The following is a 15,931-nucleotide window of genomic DNA, read 5'->3' on the forward strand; positions in this document are numbered from 1 at the left end:
GGTAATGCGGAAGAGAATCGGTATTTACGGCGGTAGTTTTGATCCCATTCATATCGGCCATTTGATCATGGCGGAACAGGCTCGCCAAGCGGCAGGATTGGACGAAGTATGGTTCATCCCGGCGTCCAATCCGCCGCACAAGGAAGGATCAGTCGCTTCTTCCCAAGACCGTCTAGCCATGGTAGAACGGGCGGTGGCGGAAAATCCGTATTTCCGGGTCTCCCGGGTGGAGATGGAGCGGGAGGGCCCTTCCTATACGGTTGACACCCTCCGTCAACTTGTTAGGCGCCATCAGGATACCCAGTTTTACCTGGTGGTGGGCGCCGACATGGTGCTGGATCTTCCACACTGGTATAATATAGAGGAAATCACGGAAACAGCAGAAATTATCGGACTGGTCCGGCCAGGGGTTGATGTGGATACCAACCGGATTCCCGAACATATTAAGAAGAGGCTGACCTTGGTCGATGAAGGGGTTCAGGTCGATCTGTCATCCACCTGGATCCGGGAACGGGCGGCCGAGGGGGGAACCTTTCGTTATCTCGTCCCTGAGCCGGTTCGTCAGTATATGGAGGCGCATCGTTTGTATGAATCGAGATGAGCTCGCCAAAGCGGTTCGGCAGGAATTGCCGAAAAATCGCTGGGAACATACGCTGCGGGTGGTGGATACCGCACTGGAATTGGCCGACCGGTACGGTGCCGATGCCGAAAAAGCGGACCGAGCCGCGTTGCTGCATGATTTCTGCAAATATTGGTCCCGGGAACGGATGGAAGCGATTATTCGCCGGGGGGGTCCGCCGCAGGATCTTCTTCAACACAACCTGCAACTATGGCACGCCTTTGTCGGAGCGGAGGTGGTTCAAGAACAGTTTGGTATTACAGATAGTGAAATTCTGGATGCCATCCGTTATCATACATCGGGACGTCCGCATATGTCTTTATTAGACAAAGTGATCTTTCTCGCGGATTATATCGAGCCCGGCAGACGGTTTCCCGGGATCTCGGAGGTCCGTGAACTGGCACGGGAGGATTTGGACAAGGCGGTGTTGAAGTCCCTGGAGAATACGCTGATTTTCCTGATCCAACGAGGCCATAAGGTTTATCCCCTGACAATGGCTGCCCGGAATGACATGGTTGACCGGGTCCGCCGACCAAGCTCGAAGGAGGAGTCTTCTTGAACCTGGTGGAAATCGCAAAATTGGCGGCTGCAGCCGCTGAGGAGAAAAAAGCCCAACGTGTCAGCATCCTCGACATACGTGGATTGTCCGTCTTCGCCGATTATTTTGTGGTCTGTCACGGCAATTCCCAGACCCAGGTCCAGGCGATTGTGGAGTCGATCAAGAAAAAGCTGGAGGAGTCCGGTCAATCTCCGCGTTCCGTCGAGGGGTTGTCGGAAGCACGTTGGGTGTTGATGGATCTCGGCGATGTGGTTGTCCATGTCTTCCACAAGGATGAGCGGGATTTCTATGACTTGGAACGTCTGTGGGGAGATGCGGCCCAGGTCGAAGCGCAATAAAAGCGTGAAACAAAAAGTTGATTTCAACCGTTGACATTCGTCCAACTCATTGCATATAATGTAAACTAAATTATTCACATGCAACATGAAGGAAACGCCACCATACCAGGCCATGATGGGGAGCAGTAATTCGTGACGCATCCTGCTCAGAGAGTCGGCGGTCGGTGCAAGCCGAAGAGGATGCCCGGACGAACTCGCCCTGTCGCCTTTGCCGGGGAACCGGGACCCTCCACAGTACCCGGCAGCGGCTGATCTCCGATATCGGATCCTGGAAGCGGGCATCGATTCAGATGTCAATCAGGGTGGTACCGCGGGAGATTGTCAATCAACCTCTCGTCCCTAGCATTTTGGCTGGGGGCGGGAGGTTTCATTTTTCAGAGGGTTGGAGGAACTGCCGATGGAAAAATACGTGCCGCAAGAGATTGAACCCAAATGGCAAAAGGTTTGGGAAGAAGGAAAAGCATACAAGACGCCGGAGGGCGAAGAAAAAGCGCCTAAGTTTTACGCATTGGAAATGTTTCCGTATCCCTCAGGCGAGGGGCTGCATATGGGTCACGTCCGCAACTATTCCATGGGGGACTTGGTGGCCCGTTTCAAGCGCATGAACGGATACAGAGTGATCCATCCCATGGGAGCCGACGCCTTCGGCATGCCGGCGGAAAACGCGGCGATCCAGCGAGGCGTCAATCCCCGCAAATGGACGCTGTCCAATATGGAGAACATCCGGAAGGAACAGTCCCGTCTCGGACTTTCCTATGACTGGGATCGGTATGTGGGGACGTGCACCCCGGAATACTATCGGTTTACCCAACAACTGTTTTTACTCCTGTATGAGCGGGGGTTGGCATACCGCAAAAAGGGCGCCGTCAACTGGTGTCCCGAGTGTCATACGGTGTTGGCCAACGAGCAGGTGGAAGACGGCCGATGCTGGCGCTGTGACTCGGTGGTGGAGAAGAAGGACCTGGAACAGTGGTTCTTCCGCATCACCGATTACGCTGACCGGCTGCTGGAAGATTTGGAGAAACTGCCCCAATGGCCGGATCGTGTAAAAACGATGCAGAAAAACTGGATCGGCCGAAGCGAGGGGGCGGAGGTCCGCTTCACCATTCCGGAGTTGGATGAGGAGGAAGTGGCGGTCTTTACCACTCGGCCCGACACTCTGTATGGGGTGAGCTATCTAGTGCTGGCCCCCGAGCATCCCCTGGTGGAGCGATTGATTCAAGGGAAAGCCAATGAGGAGAAGATCCGCTCCTTTATCGCTGATATCCGCAACCAATCGGAGCAGTCCCGTACCGGCGCCGATGTGGAGAAGGTGGGACTGGACACCGGTGCGAAGGCGAAGCACCCCTTGACCGGGGAAGAGGTGCCGATCTGGGTAGCCAACTATGTGTTGATGGATTACGGCACCGGGGCGGTTATGGGTGTGCCGGCCCACGATGAGCGGGATTTCCTCTTCGCCAAAAAATATGGATTGCCGATTCCCGTGGTGATCCGTCCGGAAGATGAAGAGATTCCTCAGGGAGAACTGGAAGAGGCCTACACCGGAGACGGGGTGGTGGTCCACTCCGGCCCCTTTGACGGGATGAACAATCGGGAAGCCATCTCGGCAGTGGCTGACTATCTGGAGAAAAAAGGCCGGGGAAAGAAAACCGTCTCTTACCGCCTGCGGGACTGGCTCATCTCCCGTCAACGCTACTGGGGCTGCCCCATCCCGATCGTCTATTGTGACCACTGCGGAACCGTACCCGTTCCCTCGGAAGAACTGCCGGTGGTGTTGCCGGAGGATGTGGTTTTTGACGGCAAGGGCAACCCGCTCGCCAAGTCGGAGAGTTTTGTGCACACCACCTGTCCTTCCTGCGGCGGTGAAGCGCGCCGGGAGACGGATACGATGGATACCTTTGTCGATTCCTCCTGGTACTTTTTGCGCTACACCGATGCCCGCAATACCAAGCAGCCCTTTACCCCGGAGAAGGCCAATGAATGGATGCCGGTGGATCTTTATATCGGCGGGGTGGAGCACGCCGTCCTCCACTTGCTCTATTCCCGCTTTTTCACCAAAGTGCTCCACGATGCCGGGATGGTGGACGCCATCGAACCCTTCCAACATTATTTCCCGCTGGGTATGGTGCTAAAAGAGGGCTCTAAGATGTCCAAATCCAAGGGAAATGTCGTCTCCCCGATGGAGATTATCAATCACTACGGGGCTGACACGGCCCGTCTGTTTATTCTCTTCGCCGCGCCGCCGGAGGGTGAACTGGACTGGAGCGACTCCGGAGTGGAAGGGAGTTACCGCTTCCTCAACCGCATCTGGCGGCTGGTGCAGCAAAACCTGGACCTTCTCCGGGAACGTCCGCAACTCCGGCCGGAGGAAAGGGAGGCCCAGGAATTGAACCGACTGACCCACCAGACGATCAAAAAAGTAACCCAGGATGTGGGCGACCGGTTCCAGTTTAACACCGCCGTCAGCGCGATCATGGAGCTCTTCAACGCCATCCACGCCTATCCTGATGATGCCGATCGAGGCACTTTGGCTCATGCGATGGAGACGATGGTCTTGCTGTTGGCGCCTTTCGTTCCCCACATCACGGAAGAGCTGTGGCAACGGATGGGCCATGAGACCAGTGTTCATGCGCAACCCTGGCCGCAGTATGATGAACAGGCTCTGGTTCAGAAGGAAGTGCAGATCGCCGTGCAGATCAACGGCAAAGTCCGTCATAAAGCGATCGTCCCCGCTCAAGCGGATCGGAAGGAAGTGGAGACCTGCGTGCTGGCGGAAGAGAAAGTGAAAGGCCTGTTGGAAGGAAAAACCGTCCGCAAAGTGATTGTCGTACCGGGAAAATTGGTCAATATCGTCGCCAAATAAACTCGCCCCGTTAAAGCCGTCTGATCACTGGGATCAGGCGGCTTTATACATGGTGAAGTAAATATTTCATTTTGGTCCAAATCAGGAGAACGGGTCCGCTTGCGGCTACACATCGGTTCACATAGGGCCTAAAAGGATGTGAAAGGGGCTGACCGCCTTGAACTTTTTGCCCTCTGCCCCGTATAATGAAATAAATCATTCGTACAATAGACATTGATGAATGAAATATTTCTTTCAGGGAGATGAACCATCATGGCAACACCGGCCCGGCCGGTCCACCCGCTACTGGAAAAAACCCGGCGATCCGCTGATTTGTATGAAGAGGCCGCCCATTGGATGCCGGGCGGGATTACAGCCAACATCAAGCACTTCCACCCTTATCCCGTCTTTATGCATTCGGCTTCAGGGGCATGGTTGTATGACGTGGACGGCAACGACTATCTGGATTACAACCTGTGTTACGGAGCATTGATGCTGGGACATGGCCATTCCCGCGTGATGGAGGCGGTTCAGAAGCAACTGGAGCAGATGGGAACCCCCATTTTCGGGACGCCCCACCGCTTGGAGGTGGAGATGGCGAAAAAGTTGGCTGGCTTGATTCCCGGGGTGGAAGCGGTTCGGTTCACCAACTCCGGTACCGAGGCGACGCTGTTCGCCCTCAGGCTGGCCCGTGCTTGGAGCGGAAAAGGAAAGGTGGCTAAGTTTGAGGGTCACTACCATGGAGGATATGATCGTGTGCTGGTCAGCGTGACGGCTGAAAAACGGCGCAAGGGGATGCCGCCAAAGGTGCTTCCCGATTCCCTCGGACTACCAGAGGAGATTCAGGAACAGACGGTGGTGCTTCCCTTCAACGACTGGGAAACGGCGGAGCCGATCCTGGATCGACACCACAAGGAGCTGGGAGCGGTCATTCTGGAGCCGGTCCAGGCAGGATTTATCCCGCCGGATCCTGAATTTCTACAGAAACTGCGGGAATATACCGCCAGCCATGGGATTCCACTGATCTTTGACGAAGTGAAGACCGGATTCCGGATGGGACTGTCTGGAGCTCAAGGGCGGTACGGTGTCACCCCCGACCTGACCGCTCTGGGTAAGGTGCTTGGCGGCGGTTTTCCCGTCGGGGCTGTCGGCGGTTGCAGGGAGATTATGGAGTTGGCGTCCCCAGTCCGTTCCGGAGACATATTAGGCGGTGATCAAAAAGCGAAAGGGGCCGACGTTCTGTTCCATAGCGGGACTTATAACGGCCATCCCACCGTTTTGGCCGCCGGATTGGCTACCATCGGGATCCTGGAAGAGGAAGGGGTCTTTGCGGAAGTGGAACGGACCACCTATAAACTGCGCCGGGGGATGGAGGAGGTCCTTCGCCGCGCCGATTTTTCGGTGCAGACCGTAGGGGAAGGCACCATTTTTAATCTTATCTTTGATGATCAGCCGGTGCGGGATGCCCAGGACCTGCTTCGCTCGGACGTGGCCCTGCGGCGCCGACTGGACCATTACCTGCTGGAAAAAGGAATTTATCTGAAGCCGGTCAATCGCTTCTCTTTATCCACCTCCCACAAAGATGCGGAAGTGGCGGAGACACTGACTCGATTTGAAGCGGGGGTGAACCAACTGAAGAAAGGGTGACGGCAGGTGAAGGAAGAGGTTTACCGGCGGATCCGGGAACGGGCCGGAACATTGAGCCGGGCCCAAAAAAAGATTGCCGCCTGGATAGAAAACCATCCCGATGCGGCTCCCTTTTTAACCACCGCTAAACTGGCGGAAAAAGCCGGTGTGGCTGAGGCTACTGTGGTGCGGTTCGCAGTGGCCTTAGGCTATTCCGGTTATACGGAGATGCAGCGGAGCTTACAGGACGATATGCGTGAACGGGTGACCACCGTGGAACGGTTGGATCTGGCGGATAATCTTTATCCGGAAGAGTCCAGGGTTGCCTATGAGGTGTTGAGCGACGATGTCAATAACCTGCAACAGACCATGAGCCGGCTGGATGGAAAATCCTTTGCGGATGCGGTCAACCGGATTTCAGCGGCGGGGAAGATCCGGGTGGTGGCTTTCCGGAGCTCCCATGCCCTCGGCTATTTTCTTACCTTTTATCTCCACCTGATCCTGCAAAACACGGAGCTGATCGATAACTCCGACACCATGTTTGAGCGGTTGTCCGCCTTGACTGAGGATGATTTGCTGATCGGAATCGGTTTTCCCAGGTATACTCACCGAACGGTACAGGCCCTCCAATTTGCCCGTTCTCAGGGAGTTCCGACACTGGGGATTACCGACTCCCCCGAGTCACCGCTGGCCCGGGAAACAAATGTTTGCCTGTATGCCGCCAGCCGGCTGCCCTCTTATGTGGATTCCTTTACGGCCCCTCTCAGCCTGGTGAATGGACTGCTCACCGCAGTGGGGAGCAACATCAAAAACCAGGCTTCCCAACGCTTGGCTCGGATGGAGAATCTGTGGGAGCGGGAAGGAATCTATTATCCGGACCGGGGCTGAAACTAGAAGTGTTGTGATAAACGAGCGGCGGCTTTTACCCGAAGCCGCTCCGACTGCTTTCCTACAGAGATGTGGGAACTGTCTTGCCAATCATCCTGCTTCGGGCAGGGGCAAAACCGTCTTGGTAAGCGAATTCTTTAGATGGGAGTTCTTCTAAACGCCCTTGCATGCTGATTCTTCGCTGGGTAGGACACCATCCTTCAAGAGCGTCAGCCCATTGATTTCGTGGTGCCTGTGGGTGCAAAATCGCTCTTTCGGGTCTTCCCCTCGCACAAGGATTTGCCTTTCATCACAATATTTCTAGCAAGGAAAAGAGGCGGAGGGATGCAAACTCCTCCCGCCTTTTTGTTTGTTGTGGTATACTAAAATCATCCAAAAAAGGCTATTTTTCGATTTTTGCGCGAAGGGATTGCTGTACCTTTTCAATATCGTCTTCGTATTTGGCATGGGTGAGGCGGATCAGTTTGTTGAAAACCGGACCTATATCTTCTTGCAACAGGTTGAGTCCTTCCCGAGTGATGCCACCGGGGACGGCTACCCGTTCTTGCAAACTTTCCAGGGTGAATCCGCCATCTGTCAAGAGACGCCCCAACCCGTGTGCCATTCGGGTGACCAGAGCGAGAGCGGTTTCTCGGGGCAGATTGGTCTCTTCCGCGGCAGCGTCCGCCAGTTTTTCCATCAGGAAAGCGATAAAGGCTGGGGAGACGCTGGCCAGATCGGAAGCGACCCGGGTATCGCTCTCCGCGATGGTGATCGGTTGACTGATGGCGCTGAACAGATCCCAGAGCTGTTTCCGGTCTTCTTCCGTTAAGCGGGGGCCTGGGACAAAGAGGGAGTTGCCATCGCAAACGGAGTTGGCGATGCTGGGAATGATTTTGGCCGCCCGGGCGCGGAGCCATTTTTCTAAGTCGGCGATCATCACCGGGCTGGTGATGGAGACGGCGATCTGGTCTTCCCGGACCACGTCACAAATTTCATCCAGCACCGTGCGAAACTCACCGGGTTTGATACAGAGAAAAAAGACGGATGATTCGTGAATAGCTTGCCGGTTATCGGCAGCCACCCGGAGACCGGGGTAGCGGTCGGCCAGCTGTTGGGCTTTGGCTTTCGTCCGGTTGGTAACGATCATCTCGGAAGGTTTCACCTTTCCGGATCGGATCAAGGCTTCAATCAGAGTCCGGCCCATGCTGCCGGTTCCGATAAAACCGTAGGTCATGATTTTTCCTCCCCGTTGCAGGTATCTACAGAGATCCCCGCACCTTAGTCATCTTCCTTCATCTTACGCCCCACACCGGGGCAATATGATGTCAGGCTAGGAAAGGAGGTGAATGCCTGTTGTGGGAAGAAGAATGGACCCTGCGGGAAAAGAAGCTGGCGGCGGCAGTCGGGGGACTGATTTTGCTCTTCATCGGCGTCATCATTTATTTTTGGACCAGCGACAAACCGGCGGAACCGGCCATGACCCCTTATCGACCGCCGGCGGACACGGCCCAGGCGAAGGAGAAGAAGGAGAAGGAGAAAGAAGAACAACCGAAAGAGCTGGTAGTGGATGTGAAGGGGGAGGTAAAACAGCCCGGCGTCTACCGCTTTTCCCCCGAGGACCGCGTGGCGGAGGCGGTTCGCAAGGCTGGCGGTCCGAAGAAAAAGGCGGATATGGAACGGGTCAATCTGGCACAGCCCCTCTCCGACGGGATGGCCCTTTACATACCCGCAGAGGGGGAGGAGATACCGGAATCGATAGGAGAAGCAACGGATGCAGGGAAGTCGGGTGAGAGCGGGGACGCTCCTGCGATCGATGTCAACACCGCAACATTGGAAGAGTTGCAGGAATTAAACGGAATCGGCCCCTCCAAAGCGGAGGCGATCATCAGTTATCGAGAAGAAAACGGTCCCTTTACTTCCGTCGATCAATTGACAGAAGTCTCCGGCATCGGGGAGAAGACCCTGGAACAGCTGCGGGAGCAGGTAAAGGTAAACTAGGGCGAGAAGTCAGTTGGTCGATTCTGCTTGTCGATTCGATCTGACAGTTGATGCGATTAGTAGGGTGGCTATATCTTAGTGTGTGTATCAAGGTGTGGAGTGCCTGTCGGATGCTCTGGTTGAGAAGGTGAAGGAACGATCGGACAGTAGATGTTCACCTGGGGTGAAAGGTTGAATCGGACCGTCTGAACACCGATACGGCCCCTGTTCCCTTTTATGTCCGTCGATCAACATGACAGAGGTCGCTTTTCAGGGTTATGATAGAGGGAATGGTGAAACGATGTGGTGTGGAGGTGTGAGGAGAATGAAATGGTTAAAGATGAAAGAGCCGGTCAACACGTGGACCCATTTTGTCACCTTTTTGGCGGCAATCGTGGGCTTCGTCTTTCTGATCCTGTTGAGCCGTGAAAACCTGTCGACCTTGGTGACCATGACCATTTACGGTGTCAGCGTGATCCTGCTGTATGGGGCCAGTTCATTGTATCACTGGGTGCGCACGACCCCGAAAAAAGAGCTGGTGTTGAAAAAGCTGGACCACTGCAGCATCTACCTGTTGATCGCCGGGTCCTACACTCCCGTTTTTTATCACGGCTTGGAAGGGGTGTGGAAATGGGTGATGCTGATCGCCATCTGGGTGCTGGCCGTGATCGGGATTGTGTTGAAGCTCTTTTTCATCCACGCACCTCGTTATGTCTCCACCGCTTTTTACGTCACTCTGGGCTGGATCGCCCTGATTCCCTTTGCCCAATTGGTGCACAATCTTCCTGCCGGTGCGCTTATTCTGATGGTGGCAGGCGGAGTGCTCTACACCGTGGGTGCAGTGATATACGCCACCCGCTGGTTGGACTTTTTCCCCAACCGCTTCGGCTTCCATGAAGTCTTCCATCTGTTTATCATGGCGGGAACCGGTGCTCACTTCGCCATGATGATCGCTTATATTCTTCCTATGGGATTGACGGGGTAAATGACGTGCTGAGGCCAGCCGCTGGACTGGCCTCTTTCTCATCAACCCCGGCTGCTGCTGGGGCACTTGTTTAACCCGTTTGTGCGTAATTTTCAAGCTGCTTGATAAATGAATTCATTTTTCTTTCTTCAGCGAGAATTCTCGGGAACTCCCTTTCAATACGCCTTTTTTCTTTTGCCGATTTTTTGTCATAATGTTCTATCAGTTTGCACATCCCTCTTGGAAAACGGAGCAATATCTTCAGCATTTCAAAATCAGACGGTTGTAACTGGTTCACTTGTTGGTACCCGTCCAGGATAGAACGGGCAATAGTGAAGTTCCAGTGATGATCTTTACAGGAGTTGAAAATGACCCGGTACAGATCGTAAGATGGCAAATCCAACCTTAGTGTTTCAAAATCAATAAGGCGCAATCGATTTCCATGGAGCAAAAAATTGGACGGACCGCCGTCACCGTGACACAAGGTCGCCTTCCTCTGCTGGCAAATGGATGGATACCGGCTCTGTTTCAATGCACGTAGAGCCGCTCTCCCCATTTGTAAAATTTCCTCTCCATGCTTTTGCAGCATCTTGTCGAGGGGACTGCGAAATCCGTTTCGTTTTGCTTTGGAGATCACCCTTCGCAGCACGTTTAGTTCACTGCGGAGATAAGAAGGCCAACGTCCCATCTGATTGTTTTGCCCCTTCTTGGGGATCGCTATGTTGTTTCCGGATCGATGAAAAGTGGCCAACAGTCTCCCGCAAGCCTCCATCTCTTTGGTTGATCGAGGAGAAGGCCATCGCCCCTTGGCCCATGGGTTGATGGTATAGGGAGGTCCCTGAGGTTTTACCCTGACAAAAAGACGGTTTTCCCAACGTTTATGCGGCCGTCGCCAAACAATCGGGACAGAACCATCCCGCCGAAGCCGGAGTAATGTTCGGTCTATCCAACGCAGACGGGCAGGGGGATAAGCCATCCGTTTGAAGACATATTTCTTTCCGCCAGGAGTCACTACGCGGTATACCCCTGTTTTAACGATGGACATTTCTTTCACGGGTATACCGAAACGACGAGATAGTTGCCTCACGATCTTGTTTGGCCGCATCCGGGAGTTCCATCTCCTTTCTGTAATGGAGGATCGGCGGGTTGTAATTCCCTCTCGATGCCGGGGATCGACTGAAACAGCTTCTTATACTGGCTGGCGGCATAGGGCCAGGTGAGCTTTGACGCCAACTTTCTACCGGCGATCACCCGGCGGTTGGTCGCCGTTTTGTGCTTCCACATGTTTTGGACGGCGTCTGCAATCGCGCGGCTGTTCACTTTGGGGATGATTTGGGCCACTTGGCTATTTACAAACTCGGAAAGTCCGCCGGATTGCGTGGAAACCAAGGGGATTCCCCTCGCTAGAGCCTCCAGGGCGACCAGTCCAAAAGATTCCTGGCGGCTCGGCATGATCACGGCGTGGTGGGTGGCGTACATGTTTTGTACCTTCCGTTGGGTGGCATACCCGAGCCAACGCACCTGAGAAGAAATGCCCAGCTTTTTGGCCACCCATTTGAAATGGGTGGAATGCTCTTTCGGGCCGGTGCCGACGACGGTTAATTGGACTTTTTCGCCCGTTTGTTTTAATCGGTATACAGCTTTTAAAAGCTCTTCGACTCCTTTTAAGGGGACCAGTCTGCCGACAAACAATAAACGGTGTCGAGGGCCACGGGTGGCCGGTTTTCGTATTCTGATACCGTGCTTGATCACGACGGTTTTGTGCTCACAGAAAGGGTACCGTTTTTTCAGTTTGGCCGATTCCGAAGCGCTGGGGACAACAATTTTGTTGGCCCCTCGCAACAGTTGCAGCTGGCTCTTTTGTCGCTTTCGATTGCGCTTGGAATCGGAATCGACCAAAGAATGACTGAGGTAAATGAGCGGTATCCGATGTTTTTTTCGGTAGTGTAGAGCCAAGTCGGAAAACTGCAAGCTGTGAGTGAGAATAGCCTGGGGCTTCTGAAATCCACGCCGCTCCAGCCATCTCTCGATCACAGCGGGCCTGTAATTTCCCGACTTTTGGGAGAAAAATGCTTTCCGTAAGGGAAGACGAATGATGTGTAAACCTCGTTTTTTTGTGATGTGAATGCGGGAACTTTTGCTCCTGCTGATTACAGTGATCGACATTCCACTTCGGACCAGGGCTTCGGTTAAATCGGTGGCCACTCTCCCTAATCCGCCGATGATATACGGGTCATATTCCATCGTAAAAACCCAGAGGCGGTGTGGCATGTTTCGGTTCAAGGAGAATCCCCTCCCGGATTTGTCTCTTCCTACAGACGAGGTTCTATCTCGGGTTTCGGCTTGGTTTGTCCCTCGGTTTCCTCTTCCCGTTTCCCCTGACCAGATACAGCGTGTAAGGAGGTGTTATGAGGCGGGTTGGATTTATGAAGAAATTGAGCGTATCGAAGGGGGTTGAGATAAGTCCTTTGAAACATGTTTTTGTCACCGGCGGATAGAAAAGAGTATCGCAAATCCCGGAAATTAACTTCGATCACCCAGAGGCGCCCCTCCTGATCCACCCCGATATCCAGTCCCGCATCGGCAAAGGCAGGCCAGGTTTTCTCCAATGTTTTGCAGGTTGCGATGGAAAGGCGGGTAATCCGGTTGAGGAGGGTTTCGACCGGTTGGTTTGGGAAACAACGAGCGAGCACAGTCCTGGCACGAATCGCCTTCCCGTTTTGCGCCAAATTGGTCAAATAACTTTTGGTTGAAGCGACCTTGGCTGTTATTCCGCTGACCACCCATTTCCCGGCGCCATTTTTTTGTACAGATACTCGAAGGTCAAAGGGGGCCCCTTTGTAACGGGCTAAGGGTATTCCCCGCTGAATGAGATAGGGACGCCCTTTTTTACGGATGGTTTTCACATATTGGAACAATTGAGGGGACGACATTTGCATGCTTCGTTTTTTGTAAGGGTGGACTCGGAAAGATCCAGCTCGCATTCTTTCAACTCTGATGATGTGCCTCCCCAGAGAGCCGACGGCAGGCTTGATAAATACGACAGGATGCTTATGGATCCACGCTACCGCTTTTGTGGCATTCTTTAACCGGATCGTGGCCGGCTGATGGTCCCGAACCATGTGATTTTTGGACAGCAATCGGTGAATCAATCCTTTATCCCTGCGGACAGGGGGATTAAATAATCTTTTGCCCATGATCCGGGACAGACGGGTCAACTTTTGGGAATGCTTCAGCACCCTGCTGTGAATCACCGGGGGGAGGGGACGATGAACGCGAATATAACGGGAAGAAGATGGCTCCCAAATATAACCGGTGATGCGTTGTTTTTTCAGGTGAAGTCCACAAAGGTCAAACAGAACGGGTTTCAACCCCAGTTGTTTTCCAAACCGGAAATAAAGTTTTTCATGTTCTTTCGTGACCAGACCGGCGCGAATCCGTCGCAGCTGTTTTGACGGCAGAAGAATCCCGACCACATTTCCCGTATGACTCATTTCGGCACGCTCCCATCACCCAATTGCTATTCAGTTTATTATCTGGTCCGAATGATGCTTGGATGTTCGTCCCAAGTGGTCATAATTGGGTGATCGCCGTCGTGAGCAGTCGATCCCTTACCACATAAGATTAAGGGAGATTTTTAGGAAGGAGCGGAAGGGATGCGGATCGCATTGATCAGTCCGGGCAGCTTTCCCGTTCCGATCCGATACGGCGGCAGTTCGGTGGAGACCGCGATTTCAAACATTGCGCCAAGACTGCCGGCGGATTGGACGGTTACTGTACTGGGTAAACGTTTCCCCGGATTAAAAGCTCGGGAGACCAAAAACCGCGTCACGTATGTCCGTTTAAAAGAGACTGCACAAAAGGACTATCTTCATGCTTGCATTCAGTATCTTCAAAAGGTTCCTCATGACATGGTCCAAGTTGAAAACCGGCCGGCCTTCGTCCCCCTTCTCAAAAAAACGTTGTCTTGTCCTGTGTTGCTCAGCCTTCATTCTGTAACCTTTTTGAAGCCCCGTGCCTTGAAGGGTTATACGCCACAAAGCTGCTTAAATCATGCAGACCATATCATCACCAACAGCCGTTATCTGCGTTCCCTCCTCAATGCCCGATACGGGACCTCCACCCCGATCCATCCGGTGCATCTCGGGGTGGATACGAAACGTTATCGCGCCCATTGGAACGAAAGAGAACGGACCGCTCGCCGTCTGCGTTCCCGTTTCAACGTGAGCCGTCGGATTGTGGTTCTGTTTGCGGGTCGGTTGATTCCCATCAAAGGGGTTCATCTGTTGCTAAAAGCCATGCATCAAGCTGTGAAAAGAGAACCTCGTCTCCTCTGCCTGGTGGTCGGCGGCAGCCGTTACGGTTCCAACAGGGAAACGAGGTATGTGAGGACTTTGAAAAGAATAGCCAAGCCGATCCGTCGACACGTCCGATTTGTTGGGACGATCCACCCGATGAAGATGCCCTCGTATTATGCACTTGCCGACTTGGTAGTCACTCCCTCAATTGGTCCGGAGGCATTGGGATTGGTCAACCTGGAGGCGATGGCTTCAGGAAAGCCTGTCATTTCCACCGCCGTCGGCGGCATTCGGGAGACTGTGGACACGGGGAAGAGCGGAATTTTGATTAAGCCCTCCCGGTTGAAACGTGAGTTGGCTCCTTCCATCCTGAAACTGTCTAAAAACCCATCGGTGCGGAAGCGGATGGGCCAAAAGGGGCGTCAAATTGCCGAAGGCCGCTTTTCATGGGAGCGTACAGCCCGACAATATGCCGAACGATATGAGCGCATTCTGCAGGACAAGATAAAAGGCCATGAAGGATAATCACTTCATGGCCGTAATGATTCGTAATGATTCGCAGGGTTTATATTATGAAAAAACGGCGCGCACCTTGTCCAGGGCCCAATCCAGTTCTTCCCGGGTGATGATGAGCGGGGGAGCGAAGCGGATGGTGTTCTCGTGGGTCTCTTTGCAGAGTAGCCCCGCATCCGCCAGCTGTTCACAATAGCGGCGGGCCGGTTGGTTCAGTTCCATCCCGATGAATAGGCCCTTGCCCCGTACTTCCTTGATTACCGGCTGCTCGATCTTTTTCAGTTCGTTATGAAAATAAAGGCCTAGCTCCCGGGAGTGCTCCACCAGCTTTTCTTCCTCCAGGACGTCCAGAGCGGCGATAGAGACCGCACAGGCCAGCGGGTTGCCGCCGAAGGTGGAGCCGTGGGAGCCGGGTTCGAATACACCGAGGATATCCTCATCGGCGGCCACGGCGGAGATGGGCATCACGCCGCCGCCCAGGGCTTTGCCCATAATATACAGATCCGGGGTGACCCCTTCCCAATCACAGGCGAAGGTTTGCCCGGTCCGACCAAATCCGGTCTGGATTTCATCGGCGACGAAAAGGACGTTGTGCTCCCGGCAGATGGCGGCGGCTTCTCGCAGGAAGCCCTCTGGCGGAACGATCACGCCGGCCTCCCCTTGGATCGGCTCCACTAGAAAGGCGGCGGTATGAGGGGTGATCGCCTGTTTGAGAGCTTCCGTGTCTCCGTAAGGGATTACCTTGATCCCCGGCAGCATCGGGCCGAACCCCCGTTTGTACTCATCGGCGGAGGAAAGGGAGACAGCGGTCATGGTGCGGCCGTGAAAGTTATCTTTACAGGCGATGATCTCCGCCTGACCTTCCGGAATCTGCTTGACATCATAGGCCCAGCGGCGAACGGCCTTTACGGCAGTTTCCACCGCTTCCGCTCCGGTGTTCATGGGCAGGACCCGCTCCTTGCCCGTCAGCTGAGCCACTTTTTTATAAAAGAGACCGAGTCGGTCGTTGTGAAAGGCGCGGGAGGTGAGCGTCACCTTATCCGCTTGTTCTTTCAGCGCCTGGATCAATTTGGGGTGGCGGTGGCCGTGATTGAGGGCTGAATAGGCGCTCAGCATATCCATATAGCGGTTTCCATCGGCATCCTCTACCCAGACCCCTTGCGCCCGGGAGATCACGATAGGCAGGGGGTGGTAGTTTCGGGCCCCGTACTGATCGGTGAGATCGATCCATTCTTTATTTTTCGACATCAGACTACCTCCTCATCCGTCACACCGTCTATCCCAGAATGGCGGTGTTTTGCCCTCCATAGTGTATCATTGCTCCG

Annotated in this window: 14 protein-coding genes and 1 other annotated feature; of the genes, 9 read left to right on the top strand and 5 right to left on the bottom strand. The window is 54.0% G+C overall.

The features are described 5' to 3' along the window. Positions 1–4: 4 nt before the first annotated feature. The 6 genes from nadD (at position 5) to BLP91_RS12525 (ending at position 6,872) form a co-directional block, all read left to right on the top strand. Positions 5–601, top strand: coding sequence for a nicotinate-nucleotide adenylyltransferase (gene nadD, locus BLP91_RS12500; RefSeq protein ID WP_091571627.1), 597 nt, complete (start codon positions 5–7; stop codon positions 599–601). Then, on the top strand, positions 588–1,178 hold the full coding sequence (gene yqeK, locus BLP91_RS12505; protein ID WP_091571630.1) for a bis(5'-nucleosyl)-tetraphosphatase (symmetrical) YqeK: 591 nt from the start codon (positions 588–590) through the stop codon (positions 1,176–1,178). Before nadD ends, yqeK begins: the two co-directional genes overlap by 14 nt. After that, the gene (gene rsfS, locus BLP91_RS12510; protein WP_091571632.1) at positions 1,175–1,516 is read left to right on the top strand and encodes a ribosome silencing factor; all 342 of its coding nucleotides are present in this window, start codon (positions 1,175–1,177) and stop codon (positions 1,514–1,516) included. The genes yqeK and rsfS overlap by 4 nt, the downstream gene beginning before the upstream one ends. Before the next feature lie 103 nt (positions 1,517–1,619). Beyond that, positions 1,620–1,860, top strand: a binding site (T-box leader). A 53-nt stretch (positions 1,861–1,913) separates the two neighbouring features. After that, positions 1,914–4,379, top strand: a complete 2,466-nt coding sequence (gene leuS / locus BLP91_RS12515) for a leucine--tRNA ligase (protein ID WP_091571635.1) — start codon at positions 1,914–1,916, stop codon at positions 4,377–4,379. A gap of 252 nt (positions 4,380–4,631) precedes the next feature. Next, on the top strand, positions 4,632–6,005 hold the full coding sequence (locus tag BLP91_RS12520) for an aspartate aminotransferase family protein (RefSeq protein ID WP_091571637.1): 1,374 nt from the start codon (positions 4,632–4,634) through the stop codon (positions 6,003–6,005). A gap of 6 nt (positions 6,006–6,011) precedes the next feature. After that, the gene (locus BLP91_RS12525) at positions 6,012–6,872 is read left to right on the top strand and encodes a MurR/RpiR family transcriptional regulator (RefSeq protein WP_091571641.1); all 861 of its coding nucleotides are present in this window, start codon (positions 6,012–6,014) and stop codon (positions 6,870–6,872) included. 382 nt (positions 6,873–7,254) lie between these two features. Here the strand turns inward: BLP91_RS12525 and comER are convergent, their stop codons facing one another. Continuing rightward, entirely contained in the window at positions 7,255–8,088 is an 834-nt protein-coding gene (comER, locus tag BLP91_RS12530; protein WP_091571644.1) for a late competence protein ComER, read from the bottom strand. Between the two features lie 119 nt (positions 8,089–8,207). Between comER and BLP91_RS12535 the strand changes: the two genes are divergently transcribed. After that, positions 8,208–8,852: a helix-hairpin-helix domain-containing protein gene (locus BLP91_RS12535; RefSeq protein ID WP_091571647.1), complete on the top strand. Its 645-nt coding sequence runs from the start codon at positions 8,208–8,210 to the stop codon at positions 8,850–8,852. A 304-nt stretch (positions 8,853–9,156) separates the two neighbouring features. Continuing rightward, positions 9,157–9,816 (top strand): PAQR family membrane homeostasis protein TrhA, encoded by a 660-nt coding sequence (gene trhA, locus BLP91_RS12540; RefSeq protein WP_091571650.1) that lies wholly within the window; start codon positions 9,157–9,159, stop codon positions 9,814–9,816. A gap of 70 nt (positions 9,817–9,886) precedes the next feature. Here the strand turns inward: trhA and BLP91_RS12545 are convergent, their stop codons facing one another. The 3 genes from BLP91_RS12545 to BLP91_RS12555 are packed head-to-tail and all read right to left on the bottom strand — an operon-like array spanning position 9,887 to position 13,289. Continuing rightward, positions 9,887–10,900 carry a phosphotransferase gene (locus BLP91_RS12545; protein WP_091571653.1) on the bottom strand — a complete coding sequence of 338 codons (1,014 nt, stop codon included), beginning with the start codon at positions 10,898–10,900 and terminating at the stop codon, positions 9,887–9,889. Then, positions 10,879–12,078 (bottom strand): glycosyltransferase family 4 protein, encoded by a 1,200-nt coding sequence (locus BLP91_RS12550; RefSeq protein ID WP_091571655.1) that lies wholly within the window; start codon positions 12,076–12,078, stop codon positions 10,879–10,881. The genes BLP91_RS12545 and BLP91_RS12550 overlap by 22 nt, the downstream gene beginning before the upstream one ends. A 29-nt stretch (positions 12,079–12,107) precedes the next feature. Next, positions 12,108–13,289 (bottom strand): YheC/YheD family endospore coat-associated protein, encoded by a 1,182-nt coding sequence (locus BLP91_RS12555; RefSeq protein WP_091571658.1) that lies wholly within the window; start codon positions 13,287–13,289, stop codon positions 12,108–12,110. 162 nt (positions 13,290–13,451) lie between these two features. On the opposite strand from BLP91_RS12555, the gene BLP91_RS12560 reads away from it, so the two are divergent. Beyond that, positions 13,452–14,618: a glycosyltransferase family 4 protein gene (locus tag BLP91_RS12560; RefSeq protein ID WP_091571661.1), complete on the top strand. Its 1,167-nt coding sequence runs from the start codon at positions 13,452–13,454 to the stop codon at positions 14,616–14,618. Positions 14,619–14,663: 45 nt separating this feature from the next. On the opposite strand, the gene BLP91_RS12565 is transcribed toward BLP91_RS12560, so the two are convergent. Continuing rightward, complete coding sequence (locus BLP91_RS12565; protein ID WP_091571664.1) at positions 14,664–15,854, bottom strand: ornithine--oxo-acid transaminase; 1,191 nt, start codon at positions 15,852–15,854, stop codon at positions 14,664–14,666. Positions 15,855–15,931 lie beyond the last annotated feature (77 nt).

It is taken from the genome of Melghirimyces thermohalophilus (genome assembly GCF_900102685.1).
GTDB classification, from domain to species: Bacteria; Bacillota; Bacilli; order Thermoactinomycetales; family DSM-45169; genus Melghirimyces; species Melghirimyces thermohalophilus.